This window comes from Endozoicomonas sp. ALB115 (genome assembly GCF_049310245.1).
Lineage (GTDB): Bacteria > Pseudomonadota > Gammaproteobacteria > Pseudomonadales > Endozoicomonadaceae > Endozoicomonas.
Genome location: NZ_JBLYZG010000021.1, coordinates 19,114 through 40,082, shown reverse-complemented (window position 1 = coordinate 40,082; position 20,969 = coordinate 19,114). Strand labels below are relative to the sequence as shown.

21 protein-coding genes are annotated in these 20,969 nt (G+C 49.8%); 9 read left to right on the top strand and 12 right to left on the bottom strand.

The window, feature by feature from the left end; all coding sequences use genetic code 11:
- Window positions 1-22 precede the first annotated feature (22 nt).
- On the bottom strand, window positions 23-919 hold the full coding sequence (nadC, locus tag ACO6VE_RS11565) for a carboxylating nicotinate-nucleotide diphosphorylase (RefSeq protein WP_422461386.1): 897 nt from the start codon (window positions 917-919) through the stop codon (window positions 23-25).
- Window positions 920-956: 37 nt separating this feature from the next.
- Window positions 957-1,907 carry a ketopantoate reductase family protein gene (locus ACO6VE_RS11560; protein ID WP_422461384.1) on the bottom strand — a complete coding sequence of 317 codons (951 nt, stop codon included), beginning with the start codon at window positions 1,905-1,907 and terminating at the stop codon, window positions 957-959.
- Window positions 1,908-2,018: 111 nt separating this feature from the next.
- Here ACO6VE_RS11560 and ACO6VE_RS11555 point away from each other — a divergent pair, with 111 nt between their 5' ends.
- The 3 genes from ACO6VE_RS11555 to ACO6VE_RS11545 all read left to right on the top strand — a co-directional run bounded on the left by ACO6VE_RS11555 (window position 2,019) and on the right by ACO6VE_RS11545 (window position 4,602).
- The gene (locus ACO6VE_RS11555; protein ID WP_101748417.1) at window positions 2,019-2,234 is read left to right on the top strand and encodes a dodecin; all 216 of its coding nucleotides are present in this window, start codon (window positions 2,019-2,021) and stop codon (window positions 2,232-2,234) included.
- A 142-nt stretch (window positions 2,235-2,376) separates the two neighbouring features.
- On the top strand, window positions 2,377-2,862 hold the full coding sequence (locus ACO6VE_RS11550; RefSeq protein WP_101748418.1) for a YajQ family cyclic di-GMP-binding protein: 486 nt from the start codon (window positions 2,377-2,379) through the stop codon (window positions 2,860-2,862).
- Window positions 2,863-3,015: 153 nt separating this feature from the next.
- Window positions 3,016-4,602: an AmpG family muropeptide MFS transporter gene (locus ACO6VE_RS11545; RefSeq protein ID WP_422461382.1), complete on the top strand. Its 1,587-nt coding sequence runs from the start codon at window positions 3,016-3,018 to the stop codon at window positions 4,600-4,602.
- Between the two features lie 48 nt (window positions 4,603-4,650).
- On the opposite strand, the gene ACO6VE_RS11540 is transcribed toward ACO6VE_RS11545, so the two are convergent.
- Window positions 4,651-4,869, bottom strand: coding sequence for a hypothetical protein (locus ACO6VE_RS11540; protein ID WP_422450104.1), 219 nt, complete (start codon window positions 4,867-4,869; stop codon window positions 4,651-4,653).
- A 4-nt stretch (window positions 4,870-4,873) separates the two neighbouring features.
- A complete protein-coding gene (locus ACO6VE_RS11535) occupies window positions 4,874-5,188 on the bottom strand; it encodes an MGMT family protein (RefSeq protein ID WP_101748421.1) in 315 nt (104 codons plus the stop codon).
- A gap of 176 nt (window positions 5,189-5,364) precedes the next feature.
- On the opposite strand from ACO6VE_RS11535, the gene ACO6VE_RS11530 reads away from it, so the two are divergent.
- Window positions 5,365-6,393 carry a DUF481 domain-containing protein gene (locus ACO6VE_RS11530; protein ID WP_422450105.1) on the top strand — a complete coding sequence of 343 codons (1,029 nt, stop codon included), beginning with the start codon at window positions 5,365-5,367 and terminating at the stop codon, window positions 6,391-6,393.
- On the opposite strand, the gene ACO6VE_RS11525 is transcribed toward ACO6VE_RS11530, so the two are convergent.
- From ACO6VE_RS11525 to ACO6VE_RS11490, 8 genes are all read right to left on the bottom strand, one after another.
- Window positions 6,381-6,677 carry a hypothetical protein gene (locus ACO6VE_RS11525; protein WP_422450106.1) on the bottom strand — a complete coding sequence of 99 codons (297 nt, stop codon included), beginning with the start codon at window positions 6,675-6,677 and terminating at the stop codon, window positions 6,381-6,383. The genes ACO6VE_RS11530 and ACO6VE_RS11525 overlap by 13 nt on opposite strands.
- Window positions 6,678-6,900: 223 nt before the next feature.
- The gene (locus tag ACO6VE_RS11520; protein ID WP_422450107.1) at window positions 6,901-7,194 is read right to left on the bottom strand and encodes a GDCCVxC domain-containing (seleno)protein; all 294 of its coding nucleotides are present in this window, start codon (window positions 7,192-7,194) and stop codon (window positions 6,901-6,903) included.
- 311 nt (window positions 7,195-7,505) lie between these two features.
- Window positions 7,506-9,596 carry a phosphate acetyltransferase gene (pta, locus tag ACO6VE_RS11515; RefSeq protein WP_422450108.1) on the bottom strand — a complete coding sequence of 697 codons (2,091 nt, stop codon included), beginning with the start codon at window positions 9,594-9,596 and terminating at the stop codon, window positions 7,506-7,508.
- 84 nt (window positions 9,597-9,680) lie between these two features.
- Window positions 9,681-10,871 carry an acetate kinase gene (locus ACO6VE_RS11510; protein WP_422450109.1) on the bottom strand — a complete coding sequence of 397 codons (1,191 nt, stop codon included), beginning with the start codon at window positions 10,869-10,871 and terminating at the stop codon, window positions 9,681-9,683.
- A gap of 413 nt (window positions 10,872-11,284) precedes the next feature.
- The gene (locus ACO6VE_RS11505) at window positions 11,285-12,103 is read right to left on the bottom strand and encodes a DUF805 domain-containing protein (protein ID WP_422461380.1); all 819 of its coding nucleotides are present in this window, start codon (window positions 12,101-12,103) and stop codon (window positions 11,285-11,287) included.
- A gap of 147 nt (window positions 12,104-12,250) precedes the next feature.
- Entirely contained in the window at window positions 12,251-12,670 is a 420-nt protein-coding gene (hemJ, locus tag ACO6VE_RS11500; protein ID WP_422450111.1) for a protoporphyrinogen oxidase HemJ, read from the bottom strand.
- A gap of 84 nt (window positions 12,671-12,754) precedes the next feature.
- Window positions 12,755-14,254 (bottom strand): hypothetical protein, encoded by a 1,500-nt coding sequence (locus tag ACO6VE_RS11495; protein ID WP_422461378.1) that lies wholly within the window; start codon window positions 14,252-14,254, stop codon window positions 12,755-12,757.
- 146 nt (window positions 14,255-14,400) lie between these two features.
- Window positions 14,401-16,158 (bottom strand): chloride channel protein, encoded by a 1,758-nt coding sequence (locus ACO6VE_RS11490; protein ID WP_422461376.1) that lies wholly within the window; start codon window positions 16,156-16,158, stop codon window positions 14,401-14,403.
- Window positions 16,159-16,631: 473 nt separating this feature from the next.
- Here ACO6VE_RS11490 and ACO6VE_RS11485 point away from each other — a divergent pair, with 473 nt between their 5' ends.
- From ACO6VE_RS11485 to ACO6VE_RS11465, 5 genes are all read left to right on the top strand, one after another.
- Entirely contained in the window at window positions 16,632-17,012 is a 381-nt protein-coding gene (locus tag ACO6VE_RS11485; RefSeq protein WP_422450114.1) for a CidA/LrgA family protein, read from the top strand.
- Window positions 17,005-17,733 (top strand): LrgB family protein, encoded by a 729-nt coding sequence (locus tag ACO6VE_RS11480; RefSeq protein ID WP_422450115.1) that lies wholly within the window; start codon window positions 17,005-17,007, stop codon window positions 17,731-17,733. Before ACO6VE_RS11485 ends, ACO6VE_RS11480 begins: the two co-directional genes overlap by 8 nt.
- A gap of 18 nt (window positions 17,734-17,751) precedes the next feature.
- On the top strand, window positions 17,752-17,970 hold the full coding sequence (locus ACO6VE_RS11475; protein ID WP_422450116.1) for a DUF3820 family protein: 219 nt from the start codon (window positions 17,752-17,754) through the stop codon (window positions 17,968-17,970).
- An 86-nt stretch (window positions 17,971-18,056) separates the two neighbouring features.
- Window positions 18,057-19,100, top strand: coding sequence for an N-acetyl-gamma-glutamyl-phosphate reductase (argC, locus tag ACO6VE_RS11470; protein WP_422450117.1), 1,044 nt, complete (start codon window positions 18,057-18,059; stop codon window positions 19,098-19,100).
- A gap of 371 nt (window positions 19,101-19,471) precedes the next feature.
- The gene (locus tag ACO6VE_RS11465) at window positions 19,472-20,833 is read left to right on the top strand and encodes a hypothetical protein (RefSeq protein WP_422461374.1); all 1,362 of its coding nucleotides are present in this window, start codon (window positions 19,472-19,474) and stop codon (window positions 20,831-20,833) included.
- Window positions 20,834-20,969: the final 136 nt, after the last annotated feature.

The window sequence follows — 20,969 nt, the reverse complement described above, 5'->3', positions numbered from 1 at the left end:
CTCAAGGCTGCCTCCGTGTGTTTTAAAGCTGCTCGACGATCCGCATGGACAGATCCACAGACTGGCAGTCTTTGGTTAGTGTGCCAATAGAGATAAAGTCGACTCCGGTTTCGGCAATGGGCAACAGCGTCTGATCATTAATACCACCGGATGCTTCCAGTTTTGGGGCTTTTCCGGGGAGTTCCCGGTTCAACCGGACGGTTTCGGCTAACAGGGCCAACGGGAAGTTATCGAGCATGATGATATCGGCTCCAGCCTCTCGGGCAATATTGAATTCTTCCATGCTTTCCACTTCGATCTCTACCGGTTTGCCGGGGGCTATTTCGTGAGCTTTGCCGACCGCCTGAGCAATGCCGCCACAGGGGGCAATATGATTTTCCTTAATTAAAAAGGCATCAAAGAGTCCGATTCGGTGGTTGTGGCAGCCTCCGGCAGCGACGGCGTATTTCTGGGCAATCCGCAGGCCCGGCAGGGTCTTGCGGGTATCCAGCAATTTGACGCTGGTACTACTGACCAGACTAGCATAGCGCTGGCAGCGGGTTGCGGTGCCGGAGAGGGTCTGCAGAAAATTCATCGCGGCCCTTTCGCCAGTCAGAAGGCTTTGGGCAGGACCTTTCAGAACTACCAGCACCTGGTTCGGCTCAACCCGTTCACCTTCTTCAATATGCCATTCCAGCTGGACATTGGAATCAATCTGACGGAAGACCTCGTCAAACCAGGGGCGTCCACAGATGATGGCAGGGTCTCGACAGATAATTCTGGCGACAGATTGTTGGGTTTTTGGAATCAGGGCAGCGGTAATGTCTCCGGAACCTATATCTTCAGCTAATGCCTGGCGAACATTGGTTTCTACGGCACCGTGAAGCTGGTCTCGCACAACCGGGCTCAGGTTTTCAGGCAGTGTATAGGATACTTTCATGGTCATTCCGGAGGTTACTGGTGTTCTTTGGCGAGGATTATATACACAAAGGAGAAGCCGTTGCAGGCTGGTCTGTTTTGACGCCTGTAGCATTTAACTGGTCCATCAGTTGGTGATGGCTGTTGACGGTGACTCCCAGGGAGTTGGCCTGTTGGATCAGAAAACCGTTGATATAGGCCAGTTCCGTGGCTCTTCCCTTACGTGCGTCCTGGCAGGTTGATGATAGATTGCTGGCAGTGATCTGGCAGACACCGTACACGCTGTCTTTGAGTGCGGTGGCTGGGATCCCCAGCGCAGCCAGAACGGCACTGGTCTCGGTAATTAATTGGTCCAGCCAGACCTGCTTTTCACCATTATCCAGCAGCTCGCCATTACGGCAGTCGAACAATGCCGTGAGGCCGTTGATACAACTGTTAATGGCCAGCTTTTCCCATAACTTCTGCTCAATGAAATCGCAGTGGTTGACCTTTAATCTGAAATTGTCGCAAAGCTCATGAAAGCCCTGTTCGGATCGTTGCTGATTGCGGAGAAGGCCAATCCAGGTCTGACCCTGGCCAGCGTGATGTACCTCAAAAGGGGCTGACAGATAAGCTCCATCGGTACTGGAGCCTGCCCAAATCGATTGTGTTGGTAAAGCGTCCCTGATGGTCTGCTGGCTCCCCATGCCATTTTGCAGCAACAGTATTTGGCAGTTATCCGCCAGATGTGGCTTTACGCTGTTCAGTGCAGACAGTGAGTCCTGCGCCTTGGTGCAGACAATCAGACGGTTGATGGTGCTGTCGATGGTTTCTGGCGAGACGATATCGACAGCAAATCGAGAGGTCTGGTCTGGCGTTGATAACTTAAGTGAAATGCGTTTCTTGTTAAATTGCTGATAACTGCTTTCTCTCAGGATCAGTCGGGGGCTTTCCCCCTTATGGAAAAGGCTGGCAGCCCAAAGGCAACCGATGCTACCTGCGCCCAGAATATACCAGGGATCATTGTCCATTAATCTCTAAAGTCCATCAGCGAATGAAGATACGCCGAGTCTACCATTTGCTGCCTATACTCAAACAGCTGGTGTTTTACAGCTTTTCTAAACAAGAGTGGGAGATAGACAATGAGTCATACCTATAAAATGACTGAACTGGTAGGCAGCTCAACGGTCAGTAGTGATGATGCTATTCAAAATGCCATCGCCGCCGCTGGCATGACCCTGGAGCATATGGGCTGGTTTGAAGTGGTGGAGCAACGAGGCCATATCGAGGATGGCAAAATTGCCCATTGGCAGGTGACGGTAAAAATTGGCTTCAGGCTTAAGGGCAAAGATCAGTAGTTTCCGTCAAAAGGATCTGATCCTGCATATTCACCTGAACCTTGTCACTGGTGTATTGATTTTCTCCATGGTCTTTCCAATACAATCATGGATACAATAGTTGTTAATTGTTTCTTTCGATTTCTCAAGGAGATCATTCGCTATGCCTTCATTTGACATTGTCTCTGAAGTGGATATGCATGAGCTGGCCAACGCTGTTGACCAGGCAAACCGTGAACTGACTACCCGCTTTGACTTTCGGGGCGTTGCTGCCAGCTTTGAGAAAAGTGGCGAAAAACAGATCGTTATGACCACCGATGCCGACTTTCAGCTGGTTCAAATGGTAGAAATGTTGAAAACCAAGATGGTCAAACGGGGTATTGATGTTAAATGCCTTGAAGTAAAAGACCACTACGGTTCTGGCAAACAGGTCAAGCAGGAAGTGGTGGTTCGGCAGGGGCTGGAAAAGGATATTGCCAAAAAGATCGTGAAAATGATCAAGGATGCCAAGCTGAAGGTTCAGGCCGCCATCCAGGGCGATCAGGTTCGGGTGACCGGCAAGAAAAGGGACGATTTGCAGACTGTGATTGCCTTTTTGCGGGAAGCCGATCTGGACATGCCGTTGCAGTACAATAATTTCAGAGATTGATTGACTGTTTGTGACACAGAAAACCGTTTTCATTGGATGATGGAAACGGTTTTTTATTTCTCGGCTAAGCTGATATCTTCTTTTTTAAAATAGAACGTCTATTACAAGAAGCATGGCGCTGTAGAATTTCATATTTGCGATGGAGCATATTGCATGGGGCTGGCAGCAGATTCTTCGAAGAATTGGGGTGACGCTTGGAAAAGCTTTTTTAATCGTCGGGTGATTGCACTTCTTTTTCTTGGTTTTTCAGCAGGCCTGCCCATTCTGTTGATTTTCAGTAGCCTTTCCCTCTGGCTTCGTGAGGCTGGGGTAGAACGCAGTGCTGTCACTTTTTTCAGCTGGGCAGCGTTAGGTTATTCCTTCAAGTTTGTCTGGGCACCGCTGGTTGACCGCATTCCACTGCCGGTTCTGCATGATTTGCTTGGGCGTCGTCGGTCATGGTTATTGTTATCCCAGGCCTCGGTTATTGCCGCGCTGTTGTTTATGGCGGCCCATAACCCTGCTGAAGGTCTGTTCTGGATAGCCTGTGGTGCGGTAATGCTTGGCTTTTCCTCGGCCACACAGGATATCGTTATTGATGCCTATCGAATAGAAGCGGCGGATGATGACCTGCAGGCCATGATGTCCTCTGCTTACATTGCCGGGTATCGAGTGGGTATGCTGGTGGCCGGTGCTGGCACCCTGGCACTGGCCAGCTGGTTTACCATGACGGACGAAGGCAATTACGACTATCTGGCCTGGGCCTGGGCCTATCGCTGTATGGCCGTGTTTATGCTGATTGGGGTGGTTACCACTCTGATGGTTGCTGAGCCGGATGTTGATCGTACTTCCGAGTCGGTACACAGCACTGTTGATTATCTTCGCTTTCTGTTGCTCTTTGCCCTGGCGGCGACCGTATTTGTTATCTCTTTTACTCCGCTGGCTGATGCCTTTGGTGCTCTGAAAACCTTTTTGGTGGAGACCGGGCTGTCTACGCCCATCGCCGGATTTCTGGCCGGTGCCGGTCGATTTGCAGGCAGTGTGGCAGCTGCTGGGGTTACAGCCTGGTTGCTGGTGAAAGTTCATCTGGCACCCAGAGCAATGGTAAAGGAAACTTACATCGCACCTTTTGCTGACTTCTTTGAGCGTTATGGCAAAGTAGCTATCTATATATTGCTATTGGTAGGTACCTACCGTATTGCTGATATTGTTATGGGTACCATATCTAATGTGTTCTACAACGATATGGGCTACACCAAAGAGCAAATCGCTACCATTACCAAAACCTTTGGCTTGGTCATGACCATTGCCGGTGGCTTTTTGGGCGGAGTGTTAGCCATTCGCTTCGGTGTGTTGCGAATTCTCTGGGTAGGTGCATTGCTGGCGGCATTGTCGAATGTGCTGTTTGCGTTTCTGGCCAATCTTGATCCATCCAGCCTCTATTTAAGCCTGGTGATTGCGGCAGATAATCTCAGTGGTGGCATGTCGTCCGCCGCGTTTATTGCCTTTTTATCCAGCCTGACCAACCGGGCCTTTACGGCCATGCAGTACGCTATTTTCAGTTCGCTGATGACGTTGCTGCCCAAGCTGTTGGCCGGTTATTCAGGCACCTTTGTGGATTCCCTGGATTATCCGGTCTTCTTTATTGGCTCAGCGCTGCTGGGGCTGCCGGTTTTATGGTTAGTGTCGTATGTAGGGCGATTGCTGGAACGTCATGAGGCGGTAACTAAAACGTATTCTGAAGAGGGTAGCTGTTCCTGAGACAGAGAGTGTGTTGCAAAAGGCTATTCAGCCTTTTGCAACATCCTGTTAATGGGTTTCAGCCGGTGTGTCGTTTGATGAGTCCAGGAGTTCGGCAATCAGTCTCTGCCGCCAAAATTCCCGGGTTCCGTCGTTGGGTAGTTTGTTCAGTGTATCCTGACAGATGTGAACCATCGCCTTGAGAATATTTTCTTCCGGATAATTCAGGTTTTCCAGCTGGCGAATAATTTCGACGGCCAGGGCAATATCTTCCGACGCTCCATCCATGTATTTACTCTCCATGCCATTGATGCGCTTTCAGGTTGATTTTTCCGGATGAAATTGTCACTCCCTCCTGCTCCAAACGTTGTTTTTGCAGGCTGTATCGACTCGACCCATCAGGGAATGAAATCTGACCTTTGCCGTTAATAACCCGGTGCCAGGGAAGGTCGGTCCCGGCGGGCAGCTGTTTCAGGATATTGCCCACAACGCGCGCATAACCGGGGGCTCCTGCCATATCTGCCAGTTGGCCATAGGTTACCACACAGCCTTTCGGAATCCTGCTGATCAGATACCATATTTCCGAAGGGGTAAAGGGGGCGGTCAATGTTGGTTCTCCACGATACTTTCTATGATGATCGCCATGATACTCTTCATCATAAGTTCGACCACAAATAATAGATGTCAGGATATTTGAAAAGTTTGGAATGGGAAAGGAAATTGTGGAGCCTGTCGTATTTATGAGTTTTACAGGTGGATAACCTGTTCAGGAGAATTCCTTTTATGTTGCTCCAAAGGAGCCTTCGCTGTTTATCAAGGCTGCTGGGAATATTCTGTCTGTTTTCTATCAGTATGACATGGGCTGATACCGTCTGGATGAACAATGGCGATGTGTTGTCTGGCGACATTGTCAAGCTGGATTCTGGCAAGCTGAGTTTACAAACAAAGTATGCAGGTACTATTGAACTGGATTGGCGCTATGTCACGGCCCTGGACTCGGATAAAACATTCTGGGTCAGCCTGATTGGTGAAGAGAAGGCCAGATTGCGGCGGTTTGAAGGCCAGCAGACAGGCGTTACGGTTATTGATGAGAGTGGTCGAAAGCGCTCTTTCTCAGCAGTATGGCCGGTTGCCGCTATCCATATTGAAAAGCCGGTGATTGCCGATACCTGGGCGCTGGGAGGTAAGCTGGTGGCCACGCTGGACAGCAAATCCGGCAACGATGATGAGTTGTTGGTTGGTGTTGAAGGCAAGCTCAATATTGATGATCAGTGGAATAAAAATGCTTTTTACTGGGATATTGAAGTGGAAGATGATGACGGTATTAAAAGCTCTGAGTGGCAGGTTGGCTATTCATACAGCCGTTACCTGGATGAGCACTGGTTTGTGCAGGGAGCCGCAGAACAGGAATATGATTCGGAAGACGATCTGAGAACCCGTACATCAGTGGGTGGTGCCTTGGGCTATCGTTTTTGGGAAACCGCTGAAAGGGCGTTGAAAACCAGTGGGGGTATCAGTCAGCTCTGGGAAGACTATATTACCAATGAATCGCAGCGGGATTATGCCCTGACCTGGATCTTTAACTACCGAACACGACTCATGAATAACTGGGAATATTTTGCCAACAGCCGAACGTTCTTCCGGCTAAAACAGTCTACGACACTGGTTAATGTCAATCAGGGGTTAAACATTGGACTGACCGATCGCATTACCTGGAATCTGACGCATATTGTTGATTACGACAGTGACCCGGTGGATAAGACCAGAAATGTCGACAGCCGAATCAAAATGGGGATTGGTTACCAATGGTGAGGTCCGGAGCGCGGCAGGTGGGTGCATACTGGCAGTCGTCCTCTTGTGGGCATAAAAAACCGGGTTCTTATCAGGCAGCGCCGGAACGGGTACTGCCTTGAGGGTGGGAAAGCCGGTTTCTGTTGCTCAGGCTGCTCAGTAAGTTGCTTCTCTTCACGCTGTTCTTGTAAAGCCCGCATAGTGGTTTCCAGCCAGTTGGCTGCACGATAGAGCAGCGAGTGTCTGGTTAAATTGTCAGAGTGTTGATGTTCAAGGGGAAAAATCAGGGTTTTTCTGACTTTCATTGCTACCGGGTACTTTTTCAGAATTACTTCTGTTAATAGCGGCAGCACGGCGTTTTGATTGATGACAGATTACGGTTTTTTTACCCTCTCGCCTTTGGCAATGTACAGGCTCCTAAGGCTCCCGGAAGTAAAGAGGTGCTGCCCGTACAGTAAGCAGACACTCCAAAACCTCGGGCTGGTAAAAGACAGGATCGTCAATTGGGTATAGTACGGGCTATTGGGGTCATAAACCAGAGGCAGAGACGCTTTCAGCCACTTCTTCACTGAGGGGTGTCATTTCAGCGTAGGCTTTTCTATCCCGTTGTGATGTAGGGCAGGGTTGATTTCCGTGTGAACAGAAAACACAGCAATCGCCTTCCTGTGGGGTAATCAGTTTCTGGCAATTTCTGCATTCGTAAAGGTAAACACAGGCATCCTGAGGCATGGTTTCAACCGCATGGTGCAGACAGTCCGGGCAGGTGATGATGGACGTAGATACAAGAGTTTTTGCGCTTAAGGTATAGTTTTTACTGGACATACTCTTTCTCCTGGCACTTCTTGTGCCGTTCGTTGCATTTTTCTCTTTGGGCATAGGATAGAGTTATCGGCCTCCGTGTTGGTTTATTGACAATGAATACGTAAAACAAGGTGCACTGTCGTTTTTTGACGAACAAACACGTAACAAAAGCACCTCTTTTCAAACTACCCTATCTGACTTTTTATAAAAAGAGCGGCATGAATCAGGCCAGTTATGATGTAAGCATAAAAGGGGAATATGACCGTTTACTGACAGCCATAAAAAAAAACGGACATTTCTGTCCGGCTTTGTATGGGAAGAATTAAACGAACTTAGTCGTTTTCAGCCTGAATCGCAGTCAGGGCAATGGTGTAAACGATATCGTCAACCAAGGCACCACGGGAAAGGTCATTAACTGGCTTGTTAAGACCCTGAAGCATTGGACCGACACTGATAACGTCTGCACTGCGTTGTACCGCTTTGTAGGTAGTGTTACCTGTGTTGAGATCCGGGAAGATAAACACGGTCGCACGACCCGCGACGTTACTGCCGGGAGCCTTGCTCTGGGCTACCGACTCAACGGAGGCAGCATCGTACTGCAGAGGGCCATCGATAATCAGGTCCGGACGTTTGGCTTTAACGATTTCAGTGGCCTCGCGCACTTTCTCTACATCAGCACCGATACCAGAGGTTCCGGTGCTGTAACTGATCATCGCAATACGTGGCTCAATACCGAACGCCGTGGCGGAGTCAGCGCTCTGAATGGCGATATTGGCCAGCTGTTCTGCATCCGGGTTTGGATTAACGGCACAGTCGCCGTATACCAGAACCTGGTCAGGCAGTAGCATGAAGAAGACGGAGGAAACCAGTCCGCCAGCATCTTTTTTCGTCTTGACCAGCTGGAACGCCGGACGGATGGTGTTGGCGGTGGTGTGTACTGCACCAGAAACCAGACCATCTACCTCGTTCAGAGCCAGCATCATGGTGCCGAGTACTACAGTATCTTCCAGCTGAGCTTCCGCCATCGGGGCGGTAAGGCCTTTGTTCTTGCGCAGCTCAACCATCGGGTCAACATAACGGGTGCGGATGCTCTCAGGTTCCATGATGATCAGGCCATCCGGCAGTGTGATGCCGTTGTCTTTAGCGACCTGTTCAATAACGCTGCGCTGCCCGAGAAGGATACACTGGGCGATACCACGCTCCTGACAGATAACGGCAGCCTGAATGGTGCGTGGCTCATCGCCTTCTGGCAGAACAATACGCTTATTGGCACCCAGGGCTCTCTGAACCAGTTGGTAACGGAAGGCCGGGGGGGAGAGTCTGCGCTCTGCCAGGGCAGAGCATTGTTGCTTCAGCCACTCGGTGTTCAGGTTGGCAGCGATGGTATCCATAACCAGTTCAACACGAGCAGCGTCGTCAACCGGCAATTCGTTATGGCGACGATCCAACAGGGTTGCCGTGGTGTAAGAGTCTTCCCCGGTGAGCATGACAGGAAGACCTGTACCGATGGCCTTGCTGCACAGTTCCATCACGGGTTTGGAGGGAGTGATACCGCTGGTCAGCAGAAGACCCGCCAGGGGAACACCGTTCAGGGCCGCCATGCAGGTGGCCAGAATGATGTCATCACGGTCGCCCGGAGTAATCACCAGATTACCTGGCTTCAGGTGATGAATCATATTGGTGGGCGTTCTGGCGCTCAGGGTGTAAGAAGTCACCCGACGGGTATCCATCTCACCGGCATTGATGATGTCTGCTTTCAGGTGCTCGGCAATATCCATGGTTCTTGGGGAGGCCAGGTTATTGTCAAACGGAATATAGCCCAGCGGCTGGAATGGCTTGCGGGCAAATTCTGGCAGGCTCTGGAAATGGCCGTCTTTATTCAGGCTGGCAACCACGTCCGGCGTCAGTTTATTCAGGGCATAGCCGACGACATTCGGGTTCTTGATGCCACCAAAGCTGTCGGCAGCGATTTCCAGTTTGTCGGCCAGGTCTGCCAGAGAATCATTACCGGGCTCAGACACCAGGATGATGTCGGCATTAATGGTTTTGGCAATGCTGCTGTTCAGGCGATTGGCGTAGGGCATTTCCCGGGTCGGAACCAGACCTTCTACCACCATCACGTCACAGTCCTGAGAAGCCTGTTCAAACAGGGCTACGATCTCTTCCATCAGGACATCGCCCTTGTTATCACCCAGCAGGTCTTCAGCACGGTGGGAGGTAATGGGGGTAGGCGGCTCATGGTCCATGATACGCTGGACCAGTTTGGTGGAACGCTCTGGTCCAGTGTCGCCTACATGCAACTGGGCAATGGGCTTGAAGAACTTGACCCTGAGACCGAGATTATCGAGTGCTCGAACCAGGCCCAGGGTAACGGAGGTCAGGCCAACACCATAACGTGTTGGTGCCAGGAAAAATGTACGCATATCCGGACGAATCCTTCTCATGAAATACTGATATAAAAACAGGAGGTGAAACCTCCTGTTGCTTACATCATTTAGATAACCAGTTTAGCCAGCAATCAGCGCTTCGGTATCACGGGCAATCATCAGTTCTTCGTTGGTCGCGACAACCATGGCTACGGTTGAGCCGGGCTTGGTGATAACACCGCTCTTGCCACGGAAGGTCTCTTCGTTGGCTTGTTCATCAACGTCAAAGCCGAAGATGGACAGACGCTCCATGACATTCTTACGGATCGTGCTGGAGTTCTCACCGATACCGCCGGTGAAGACCAGTGCATCAATGCGGCCCAGTTCAGCGGCAAAACCAGCGAGTTTTTTGGCCAGAACGTGGCAAAAGATGTCCAGGGTGAGCTGGGCACGCTCATGACCTTCTGCTGCGGCATTTTCAAGAACACGGCAATCGTTGTCCAATCCAGACAGACCGAGCATGCCGGATTTTTTGTTCAGGAGGTCGATGATCTCGTCCAGGGAGTAGCCGCATTGCTTGTTCAGGAAGCTGAAGACGTTCGGGTCAATATCACCGGAACGAGTACCCATTACCAGCCCTTCCAGCGGCGTCAGGCCCATGGTGGTATCAACGGATTCGCCGTTTTTGATCGCACAGGCACTGGCACCGTTACCCAGGTGCGCAACCAGGATAGCACTGTTGTCCAGGTCAAGACCCAGCATGTCGGCAGCGGTTTTGCTGACATAACGGTAGCTGGTGCCGTGCATGCCATAACGACGCAGGCCGTGCTCTTCGTACAGGTTGTAAGGAACCGCGTACAGGTAGCTTTCTGCCGGCATGGTCTGGTGGAATGCTGTGTCAAATACCACGGACTGTGGCAGCTCCGGGAAGTATTTTATGCAGGCACGGATACCCAGCAGGTGAGCAGAGTTGTGCAGAGGTGCCAGGTGGCTGCAGTCTTCGATGCCCTGGATTACTTCATCAGTGATCAGGGTGGATTGGGTGAACTTCTCACCACCGTGAACAATGCGGTGACCGATGGCTTCGATGTGTTCCATCAGGTTGTTCTCACGGAGAATGCCCACCAGTGCTTCGATAGCACCTTCGTGGCCAGCAGCGCCAAGATTCAGGGTTTGCTTCTCACCGTTCAGTTTCCAGGTGATGGAGGCTTCGTTGCCCACGAGGCATTCAGCAATGCCACTGATGCTTTCCTCTTTGGTTTTCGGGTTGATGACTGCAAACTTCAGGGAAGAACTGCCACAGTTGATAACCAGAACGCTGTCTTTGCTCATAGAATCTATTACCAGTGAAAATGACCGCACAGTTTTCGAAAATGCCCGTTTAATGCTTTTAATGTAAGCGAATTGTCACGAATATCGTCAAACGCCGCGGCCGGAACCAATCACAAGGAGACTGTCTGGAAATAATGTCCGTAACGGAGATGGCAGAACATTGTGGAGGAAACATCGTTTTTGTGCGGTGAATAGTGGTGCTATTTACCGGAAAAACGAATGTCTGAACCCATGTGCTGTCACAGCAGCAGGACGGTCTATTCCAAGGCAACCTCCCGGATGATCATGACTTGTATAAAGTAGAAAAGCGGTATGAAAATATTATAACCATTGACCTGTGTCGGTGGACTGCGTATTGATGCGTATATCGTAACAAGGCTGTGGTTAATTGTTCTCCAATGTGTCAGAGCATATCAGAGGTTTTGTTCCAGTGCCGGAAGAACCAGCTGATCAATCATTTCCGGAACATTGGCAGCCAGCTGCAGCAGCTCATTCTGGTAAAGCCAGCCATAGGATCCTGCGGCAATCAGGGCCAGTAATGGAATCCACAGGCCAAAAACCTGGGCAATTCTCCCGGCGGAATAGGGAGTTGGCCCAAACCGGTTGGTACTGGCAGTACCTGAGGAAAAGGTCAGCCATAACAGAAACAGAAGGTTGATGCCCGGGATCACTAGCAGCAGGCTCTTCCAGCCACTGCGGTCAAAATCATGAAGCCTTCTGGCAGCCATGGTCAGCATAAGGAGGCAGGCAATAGTCATCAGGCCCAGTGTCAGGTGCAGTGACTCCAGAGGTGGGTAGAAAGGTGTCAGGTGAGGGGTTAAAAGCCCCGGAACCCAGCAGGCGCAGACGACCAGCAGCGCAATTACCCAGAGGGAGGCGATAAATCGTACTCTTCCCATTCTGGGGAGCAGTTGAAACTGCCCGGATGATTCGGCCGGTTGTTTCTGCTCCTGCTCCGGGATGGTTTCTGGTGGCGTTTGGGGGAGTTCTTCATTACTGGTCATAGAGAGAATCCGGCAATGGGCTCCAGCCTTGATCATGGCTCTTTCATAAGGACGGATTTCACTGGCGGTCAGATTTTTTCGAATAATAACCGGCTTTCCTGAGAAAAGATGCTTCAGTTCTGCCTTGTCGACATTCAGGAGCTCTTTCAGGTTTTTTCGCACCTTTCTTTCCTTAAAACCCGGCAGTATTTCTCCTTCGAAAACCAGTTTATAGAATGAGTCATCCATGGCGACCTGTCCTGAAATATGTCCTGAGACAGGTTATCGGCGGGCATGGTGGAGACTGAGGCTTTTTTGTGGTTAACCCCAGGGAGTATAAATATCGTAAAGGAGCAGTGGGTTCCCTTGGATTTTATGCTCCAGATGGTCAGCCTTCTAAAAGGGCTTAACAACCACCAGAATGACAATACCCACAAGGAAGACCACAGGAATTTCATTGAAAACTCTGAAAAATGTGTGGCTGTGGGTACTGGTGCCGTTGGCCAGTTGCTTCATATAGCGGGCGCACATATGGTGATAGCCCACGGTCAGAACTACCAGGGTCAGTTTTGCATGCATCCAGGGGGCACTGATGTAGCTGGGGATATAGTGTAACAGCCACAGGCCAAGCGTCAGGGTGGCAATCATGGAGGGGGTGGCGATGCCGCGCATCAGCTTTCTTTCCATGATGACAAAGCGATCTCTGCTGATCTGGTCTTCACTCATGGTGTGATAGACAAACAGCCTCGGCAGGTAAAAGAGAGCTGCAAACCAGCAGGTCATGGCGATAATGTGGAAAGCTGTTACCCAAAGCATGGTTAAACCCGATTGTTATTGAATTTGTAAGCATTCTTACAGGTTAGAAAAGTAAATCAAGTTGCATGCTTTAAATTTCTTGATTCAACGCTTTGGGGGCTGTGGATCTATAGCCGTTACTGTTTTTTCCTCACTGCTTGCTTTCATATAATCAGCGTACAGGTATGGCCAGTTTTTCGACCACCATGGAGGGTTTGGGATATCTCGGAGAGCTGCCCGTAAACCGTGATAACATGAGATGACGAAGTCATTTGTTGCCAGTAAGTCTTTATTCCGAATTCTATCGGCCAGGAATATTTCTGATTCTGTTTTGAGTTTGACCAGTTTTTTTCTGATATCTTTCCTGCTGCTCATTAACGCTGGTCTGCTGATCATCAACTCGGAGATTTTGTCGCAGAGAAGCCTGAGATCTTCCCGGAGCCCCTGAGGTCTGCCGATGATGTTTTGCAGTAATGCGCGTTCGGTTTTTTGTTCTTCCAGGACACAGCGGCCTCTGGCCAGTTTGGCTTCTTCTCTGTATTTATCTTGACGGGTGGTAAGCCAGGAGTGAGAAGTCCTGTTGTTCAGGCTTTCTTCCATAAAGTGGTCGCATATCAGCGTTGCCAGCTGTGTTATCGCCTGTTTCTGAGGTTTAACTTTTTGTAACGGGTTGATCAATTGAATGTCGTCAGATTCCCAGACGCAACAGGCGAAAAAAAAGCGTCTGCACTCTTCCCTGGAAAACCCTTTTGGGCGAACTCTGCCCCCCGTTAAAATTCTGGTTTCGCACTCTTTCATTAACTGTGTCAATTCGGAGGTGATTGTTTTATAGGTATTTGGATGCTCATGTAACTGAAGAGTAAGCTCTGGGCTGCTCAACAGTCTAAAGCATGGGGAATTGGGTACTTCCGGGCTGTCTTCTTCACATTGCTCATCAAATGATGGCCACCAGCCTGAATTAAGTTGAATTGGCGAATCTTCTTCTTCTGGTAAACAGTCATGGATGGTTTTTATTTCATGAAAGATTTGATGGATTGTTTCTAAAATGACCTTTTGTTTTTCGTCGATGTCTGGCATTTTCTTAGGTATGTTGAGCAGTTCTTCAAAATCTTGAGCATTTTTTTCTTCTGCTTGTCCGTTTAAAAGCACAAGCTTGTCTTGTGAGAGGCTGGTTGCTTCAGGTAACTGCATTAATTTCGCCAGCTGTTTTTTTATTTTGTCGAAATTAGTGTAAAGAGCTGCTGGGGAAACGGCGGCTCTTTGCTCAGGCTCATACCATGACATGAAATCAGTAACGGTTATCTGGCCAGTAGCTAACGCTTTAACTTTAGCCCTGATCAGTGCTTCAGCCGAAATGCCCTGGACATCAATAGAGAGTGCTGAATAAAGGTTGGTTCGATTTTTTTTTCTGGCTGAGACAAGCATTGATGTCCCTGCTGAAATATCGAGCGTTTTCCCGGTTCGCCTGAAAGAGTGGCGGATGCCCTTGACTGCACGCCCCATGAAGCCGGGTCTGGCAGAAGGCTCAGTGGTATTGTCATCTTGACTTGGCGTTTCTGGCAGAGCGCCAACGTTTGAGGTTGCTCCCAACTGGTTGACTTCCATCGGTTACACCCTTTTATTGATCTTCTCGCTTTCTAATCGTTTATAAAGTGGCTACAGGGACCCATTTGCCCCCGATAGACGTGAATCTATCAAATATTCTTGCTGGCTGAATGTCTCAAGCATCATTATTCGTCATTAATGTACAACTACTGTGCGTTACTGAGAAAACGCTCAATTGATTGCAGAGTAATAACACCAACAGCGTTGTATATTTCTACTTTTTTCCGCCCGTTCTTTTCCATGACCAGCAATACATCGAGACCTTTATCAAGCATGATTTTACGAGCTTCATATAAGGTAGACTGCATATCAATGGGCAGTGTCTGTATAACAACGTTGTCTCTTATCTGACTGGTTACATCCTCCCCTTGCTTTTGACATTCAAGCAAGTCTTTAGTTCTGATAATTTGCCCGGGTTGTCGATCGCCCAGGACGACCCAATGACTGTTTGTGCTGTTTATCCTCCTGAGTTCATTTGGTACAGACTCTGACGATAATGTCACCAGCTGTCTATCCATCAAACCCGCAACCCCTGTTCGATTCAACAACTGAGCCATTGGGGAAAGCTGAATACTCTGTCCACGTGCCAGGAACTGCATGGCAAAAATACTCTGTTGGCCACAGATCTGGCTGGAGGTCAGACAGGCGATCACGATAGCCAACATGGCTGGCAGAATAATCTGGGAACTGTGAGTCAGCTCCAGCACGGTAATCAGGGCCGTCAACGGAGCCTGAAAGATCGCCGCCATCATGGCGATCATCCCGGTGATGACATGAAAGGTGATATTGGTAGAAACCCCCGGTAACTGGTCAGCCAGTATAGCACAGCAGGCACCGACTGCGGCTCCGATCATCAACGATGGTCCGATCATTCCGCCGGGAACGCCCAGACCGATGACCAGTGGTGTAATCACCAGCTTGGCCGCCAGCAGGATAAAGAGAAACTGCAGCTTTACCTCGTCGCCGTTCAGCAGGGCTTCAATGGTGTCATAGCCAATGCCCATGGTTGCAGGGACCAGAACGGCGACTATGCCCATTAGAAGCCCTGCGATTAACAGTGGCAATACGACCTTATTCTGGCGCTTTTGCATGGCAAAGATATTAATTTGAATAAACGCTGCGGCAAGAAGGCCAATAATGACCGCAGTGATCGCCGTCAGCATCAGGTCTTCGGGTACGGCAGAAGGAATGATCGGGATCTGAAAAGCCGGGTTAGGGCCGTAAACCGTTTGGGTCAGAACGGAAGCCACCACAGCGGATACCATGACCGGAATAAAGCTTTCCAGTGAATACTCTTTCATAACTACCTCCATGGCAAAGATCACCCCGGCCATGGGCGTATTGAAAAGTGCGGCAATGGCTGCGGCAGTACCACAACCCGCCAGTACTCCCAGAGTGTTGGCTGGCAGTTTCAGCATCTGGCCCAGAAAGCTGCCTGCCCCTGCGCCCATATGTACCGCAGGCCCTTCACGCCCCACCGAGAAGCCACTGACCAGCGCGATCAGTGCCGTCAAAAACTGGGTGATGGTGCCGGTAATGGGTAACCAGCCCCTGTTCAGGGTCAAGCGCTCGATCACATGGGCAATGCCAAAGCTTCTTTGCCCGGGGGGGCAGCGCTTGATTAACAGGATCAGGGCAATGGCTCCCCCGATAGGTGACAGGAAGCGAACCAGGGGAGGGAGAGCTTCATAACCACTTTCCACCGATGCGAGTGTTGCAAATACCTGTTCAGATATCAGGGCACGCTGAGAAACAACGCCAAAGTAAAACAGCAAATCCTCAAAGGCGATAAGAAAGCCTCCGGCCAGCAGCCCGGTCATCAGTGCCATCAGGGTCAGTTGTGGCAGCGCTTCTGATTGCGCCAGACGCAGCCTTAAATTCTGTATCGAGGGGTTGTTAAACATAGACGCCGCCTGGGTAAAGTTGTTCCGTTGCTGAGCGGTTATCAGATGATTTTGTTTCCTGGCATGGGGTGAAAATATGACTTTTTCAGGGTTATGGGCTTCAGTAATCGCTTATGCCGGAATTAAATAACGTCGGTTGACGTATGTAGTTTGCAGTTTACCGGATTGTCATTGCGTCTCTCTACCTGTTAAAACAGTGTTTTACTTTTCAGGTATGATTGAACGATTTTTGCACATTATTTCGATGATTTGATGTGTACAATCTCCGTTCACCCTGAGCGGAGTCGAAGGGTGATTGGCACAGTCTTTATTCAGGGTATGGTGTTTACACCCTTCTTTCGTGCACCCTGAGCCGAGCCGAAGGGCGCTCAGGACGAACGGAGCCTGGAAGTCATTGATAGAAGGAACCCATCAATTACATTGAAACCATGTACTAGTGCGCAGCATATAGCTGCTTCAGGAGAGATCGAACGATGTCATCAGGAACGCTGTCAGGCATTGTCATTTTGCTGTTTTTTACCGTGCTGGGTGATGTATTAAGTGACGCATTCAGTCTTGCAGTTCCGGGCTCTGTGATGGGGTTGATACTTCTGGTTATTTATCTTCAGTTGTCTGGCGGTGTCAGTGAGTCGCTGGATACGGTGAGCCAGTTCTGTATCCGTTACCTGGCCGTGCTGTTTATCCCGGGCTGTGTTGGTATTTTCTTCCTGAGTGACCTGCTCTTGCAGCAATGGCTGCCTATCGCTCTGGCCATGTTGGTGGCGACTCCTGTTTCTCTGGTGTTAACGGCTGTTCTTCTGCAATGGCTGCTGAAACGCTTTGCCAGCACCTGCGGAGAGAATCATCATGGATGAGGTGATCAGTTTCTCTTACGGACTATTACAGCGGCAAATGAACAACCCGGTTGCCATTTTGTTGATCAATCTGGGCGCTTACCTGCTGGCGGAAAAGTTGTTTAATCGTATGGGGCGCAAAGGGTGGTTTCACCCGCTGTTTACCACCAGTCTGCTGGTTTTTCTGGTGATTCACTGTTCTCCACTTGAGCCCGATGTGTATACCAGGCACAGCGAGTTGCTGAAGATGTTGCTGGCACCATTTACGGTAGCACTGGCGGTTCCTCTGTCACGACAGCTGCACACTCTTCGTCAGTTAGCGGGACCTCTTCTGTGTACATTACTGATCGGTGGATTGCTGGCGGCGTTTATGGGTATGGGGATGGCTCTGGCAACCGGCGGCTCAAGAGACGTGGTGTTATCCATTTCTACCAAAGCCGTAACCACAGCGGTTGCCCTGGTGATGGGCGAACAGTATGGCGCTATTATTTCCCTGGTAGCGGCGGTAGTCATTATTTCCGGCGTTTATGGATCGCTGGTGGGGCCAGCACTGTGTCGCAAGTTTGGCGTGACTGATCCAAGGGCCATTGGCTTTGCCATGGGCGTAAACGCTCATGCAGGCGGCACGGCCCGGGCTTTTGAGCTGGATCTGACCATGGGAGTCTATTCCAGCCTGGGAATGTGCCTGTGTGCTGTCTACATGCCGCTGCTTGTGCCATGGCTGATCCGCCTATTATTGTAATTAGCCTGAGAAAACCCGATGTTCGATAAAGAAGACCTGCTCAAAATCGCCAACCAGACCATGCCTTTCGGGAAGTATCAGGGCAGAAGACTGATCGACCTGCCAGAGCCCTATCTTCTCTGGTTTGCTGGCAAAGGGTTTCCGGAGGGTGAGCTGGGTAAGCTGCTGGCATTGACTCTGGAGATTCAGGTCAATGGGTTGAATGACCTGATTACGCCATTAAAAATCACTCAGTAGTCTCCTTCATTGGAGCGACGATATCCCGGAGAGTTCTGGTAAGATCGCCGGTTCAAACAATAATCCAGACGTAACGGAAGCAGCAGATGATTAAAGTGGGGATTGTCGGTGGAACGGGCTATACCGGAGCGGAGCTGTTGCGGTTGCTATCGGTTCATCCAAATGTTGAGTTGCGTATGATCACCTCCCGTTCTGAAGCGGGAAAGCCGGTCAGTGAACTTTTTTCCGGGTTACGGGGAAAGCTTGATCTGAACTTTTCGCTTCCGGATAACCAACAGCTGACCTCATGTGACCTGGTGTTTTTTGCCACACCCAATGGTATTGCCATGGAGTCTGTGCCGGAATTACTGTCTGCCGGTGTTCGGGTGATTGATCTGGCGGCTGACTTTCGTTTGCGCGATACAGCGCTGTGGCAGCAGTGGTATGGTCTTGAGCATGTCTGCCCGGAGGTATTGGCAGAAGCGGTCTATGGCCTGCCAGAAATGAACCGTGCCGATATTGCCAGCGCCCGGCTGGTGGCCAACCCCGGCTGCTACCCAACGGCAACGCAGCTGGGTTTATTACCCCTGTTGAGGGCAGGGCTGGTGAGTGGCAATATCATTGTCGATGCCAAATCGGGAGTCAGCGGCGCTGGCCGTGGTGCCAATGTGGGCACGCTGCTCTGCGAAGCCTCCGAGTCTTTCAAGGCCTATGGTGTTGCCGGTCATCGTCATTTGCCGGAAATTCGCCAGGGTATTGAGCGCATGCCAGAAACGGGGGTATCGCCATTTACCGGCGACCTGGTATTTGTTCCCCATTTGACCCCAATGATCCGCGGTATCCACTCCACGCTGTATTGCACCGTCAAAGATCATAGTATTGACCTTCAAGGGTTGTATGAGAGTACCTTTGCCGATGAGCCCTTTGTTGATGTTATGCCTGTGGGCAGCCACCCGGAAACCCGGTCGGTTCGCGGATGTAACCAGTGTCGTATAGCCATCCATCGTCCACAGGGCGGGGATACGGTGGTGATATTGTCTGTTATTGATAACCTGGTCAAAGGGGCAGCAGGCCAGGCCGTTCAGAATATGAACATAATGTTTGGACTGGATGAAATGACCGGCCTGGACTTCCCTGCTGCTATGCCTTGATAAGAGACGGTATCATTATAGTCATAAAAAAGCGCTGCTTCTCTCTGGTTTAGCAATCAGAGGGAGGCATTGGGTTTTGTCTGATTTCAAGTTAATTGTAAATTTTTTATTTTTTTTAACAGAAATTTTATTCTCTTATTTTTTTGTCTATTTTTGATGGCCTAAAGAAAAAATAATATACAGAGGTTTTAGCTATGGACACGAAAGGTCATCAAGCAAATCCTGTTAATAACCAGCAGGTAACCTATCCACAATCACAAGCGCCTCTTTCCTCATCCGACGCATGTCGATTACCCGCTGGTTCTGGCCATCGAGAATCAGTGAATTACTTTGGATACTCCTTAAATTCACAAGATCCCAATAGACAACATTTGGCACATGCTCCCAGTGACCGTCCCAATACCAATTCGGGGCAGGTGAGAAACGTTGATTATCTGGCGCAAGGTGTTGTATCAACAGCCACTGTTCGCCCGCAACTATACCCGGATCTTCCTCCATACCCGGATCTTCCTCCATACTCGGATCCTCCGCCTCCATACCCGGGAACCGATGACCAACAGTCCGGGGTTGGCTCTCAACCATCAATAACCACCTCGTTTCCCTCGCCCATAGAAAAGTTTCAACGAGCATTTACACCTGAGCAGCAATATGCGATCCAGCAGGTGCTGGGTGGTTCAATCAACGGATCAACCTGGCTGGCCTATCGACTGGCCGCCCTGAAAAATTATGAACTGCATTTTATTATTGATAACAGCATGTCAATGGATACCCAGGATGGCATGGTACATCCTGAGGTCGGAGTAAGAATGTCCAGGTTTGAAGAGGCGGTCTATCGGTTGAGTCATGTTGCCGATTTATTAGCCCATATTCCGGTGATGGGAATAAAAATTCAAAGTTTCACTCAGGAATTCCCACCAATTGATACCGGTGGCACGCCAGCCGAGGTTGCGATGCAGATGAAGAGGTGTCTGGACAGTATTTTCAGGGCTAAGAGACTCCCTTCAACCCCGCTCTATCCTGCTATGTTAAAAAGCATAGAAGAGTCTGAACGTTCTCCGAAATCTCCCCCCCGTATTATCTATGTATTTAATGATGGTGAGCCCAATAACGGAGGCTCTAAAGAGCATATTTTTGAATTACTGAAACACCGAAAGGCTGAGAGGAGTCCGGTGTGCCTGGTTGCCTGTACTGATCTAGAGTCATCAGTCGAGTGGATGAACGAGGCAGATGAGCAGCCAAACGTTCATGTTGTTGACGATTTCCAATCAGAAATGAGAGAAGTGAAGGGGCACCAGGGCGCAGCTTTTCCCTTTACAGAAGGCTTCTACCTTATGTCCACTTTGCTTGGTCCCATTGACCCGCTGTTTGATAAAGCGGATGAAAATCACATCTTTGATCATGCGGATTATCAGGAAATCTGTGGCTATAGCGTATCGCCAGCGGAGTATGACTTATATCGAAATGAAGCTTATAGACTGCAAAATGAGCCTTATCGACAGCAAAACCGGCAGGCTGGAAATGAGCCTTATCGACAGCAAAACCGGCAGGCTGGAAATGCACCTTATCGACAGCAAAACTGGCAGGCTGGAAATGCACCTTATCGACAGCAAAACAGGCAGGCTGGAAATGAGCCTTATCGGCAACAATACCGGCAGGCCGAAAATGAAGCTTATCGATTACGAAACAGGCATAATGAAAATAATGAAAATTCTGATTACTGTTTAATTTCATAGCGTTACTGGCTGCCTGCAGGAAGTATGTATTCTCTGTCGCTTAACGGCTTGACCAGTTCAAACAGCAGATGGAAGTAGCGCAGCAGCCAGGGAATAGCGACTTGCCATCAACTTTGACAAATAACGAAGGTTAACG

Coding starts and splice junctions, on each gene's coding strand:
- nadC (WP_422461386.1), bottom strand. CDS start 919: ATGAAAGTATCCTATACACTGCCTGAAAACCTGAGCCCGGTTGTGCGA.
- ACO6VE_RS11560 (WP_422461384.1), bottom strand. CDS start 1,907: ATGGACAATGATCCCTGGTATATTCTGGGCGCAGGTAGCATCGGTTGC.
- ACO6VE_RS11555 (WP_101748417.1), top strand. CDS start 2,019: ATGAGTCATACCTATAAAATGACTGAACTGGTAGGCAGCTCAACGGTC.
- ACO6VE_RS11550 (WP_101748418.1), top strand. CDS start 2,377: ATGCCTTCATTTGACATTGTCTCTGAAGTGGATATGCATGAGCTGGCC.
- ACO6VE_RS11545 (WP_422461382.1), top strand. CDS start 3,016: ATGGGGCTGGCAGCAGATTCTTCGAAGAATTGGGGTGACGCTTGGAAA.
- ACO6VE_RS11540 (WP_422450104.1), bottom strand. CDS start 4,869: ATGGATGGAGCGTCGGAAGATATTGCCCTGGCCGTCGAAATTATTCGC.
- ACO6VE_RS11530 (WP_422450105.1), top strand. CDS start 5,365: ATGTTGCTCCAAAGGAGCCTTCGCTGTTTATCAAGGCTGCTGGGAATA.
- ACO6VE_RS11525 (WP_422450106.1), bottom strand. CDS start 6,677: ATGAAAGTCAGAAAAACCCTGATTTTTCCCCTTGAACATCAACACTCT.
- ACO6VE_RS11520 (WP_422450107.1), bottom strand. CDS start 7,194: ATGTCCAGTAAAAACTATACCTTAAGCGCAAAAACTCTTGTATCTACG.
- pta (WP_422450108.1), bottom strand. CDS start 9,596: ATGCGTACATTTTTCCTGGCACCAACACGTTATGGTGTTGGCCTGACC.
- ACO6VE_RS11510 (WP_422450109.1), bottom strand. CDS start 10,871: ATGAGCAAAGACAGCGTTCTGGTTATCAACTGTGGCAGTTCTTCCCTG.
- ACO6VE_RS11505 (WP_422461380.1), bottom strand. CDS start 12,103: ATGGATGACTCATTCTATAAACTGGTTTTCGAAGGAGAAATACTGCCG.
- hemJ (WP_422450111.1), bottom strand. CDS start 12,670: ATGCTTTGGGTAACAGCTTTCCACATTATCGCCATGACCTGCTGGTTT.
- ACO6VE_RS11495 (WP_422461378.1), bottom strand. CDS start 14,254: ATGGAAGTCAACCAGTTGGGAGCAACCTCAAACGTTGGCGCTCTGCCA.
- ACO6VE_RS11490 (WP_422461376.1), bottom strand. CDS start 16,158: ATGTTTAACAACCCCTCGATACAGAATTTAAGGCTGCGTCTGGCGCAA.
- ACO6VE_RS11485 (WP_422450114.1), top strand. CDS start 16,632: ATGTCATCAGGAACGCTGTCAGGCATTGTCATTTTGCTGTTTTTTACC.
- ACO6VE_RS11480 (WP_422450115.1), top strand. CDS start 17,005: ATGGATGAGGTGATCAGTTTCTCTTACGGACTATTACAGCGGCAAATG.
- ACO6VE_RS11475 (WP_422450116.1), top strand. CDS start 17,752: ATGTTCGATAAAGAAGACCTGCTCAAAATCGCCAACCAGACCATGCCT.
- argC (WP_422450117.1), top strand. CDS start 18,057: ATGATTAAAGTGGGGATTGTCGGTGGAACGGGCTATACCGGAGCGGAG.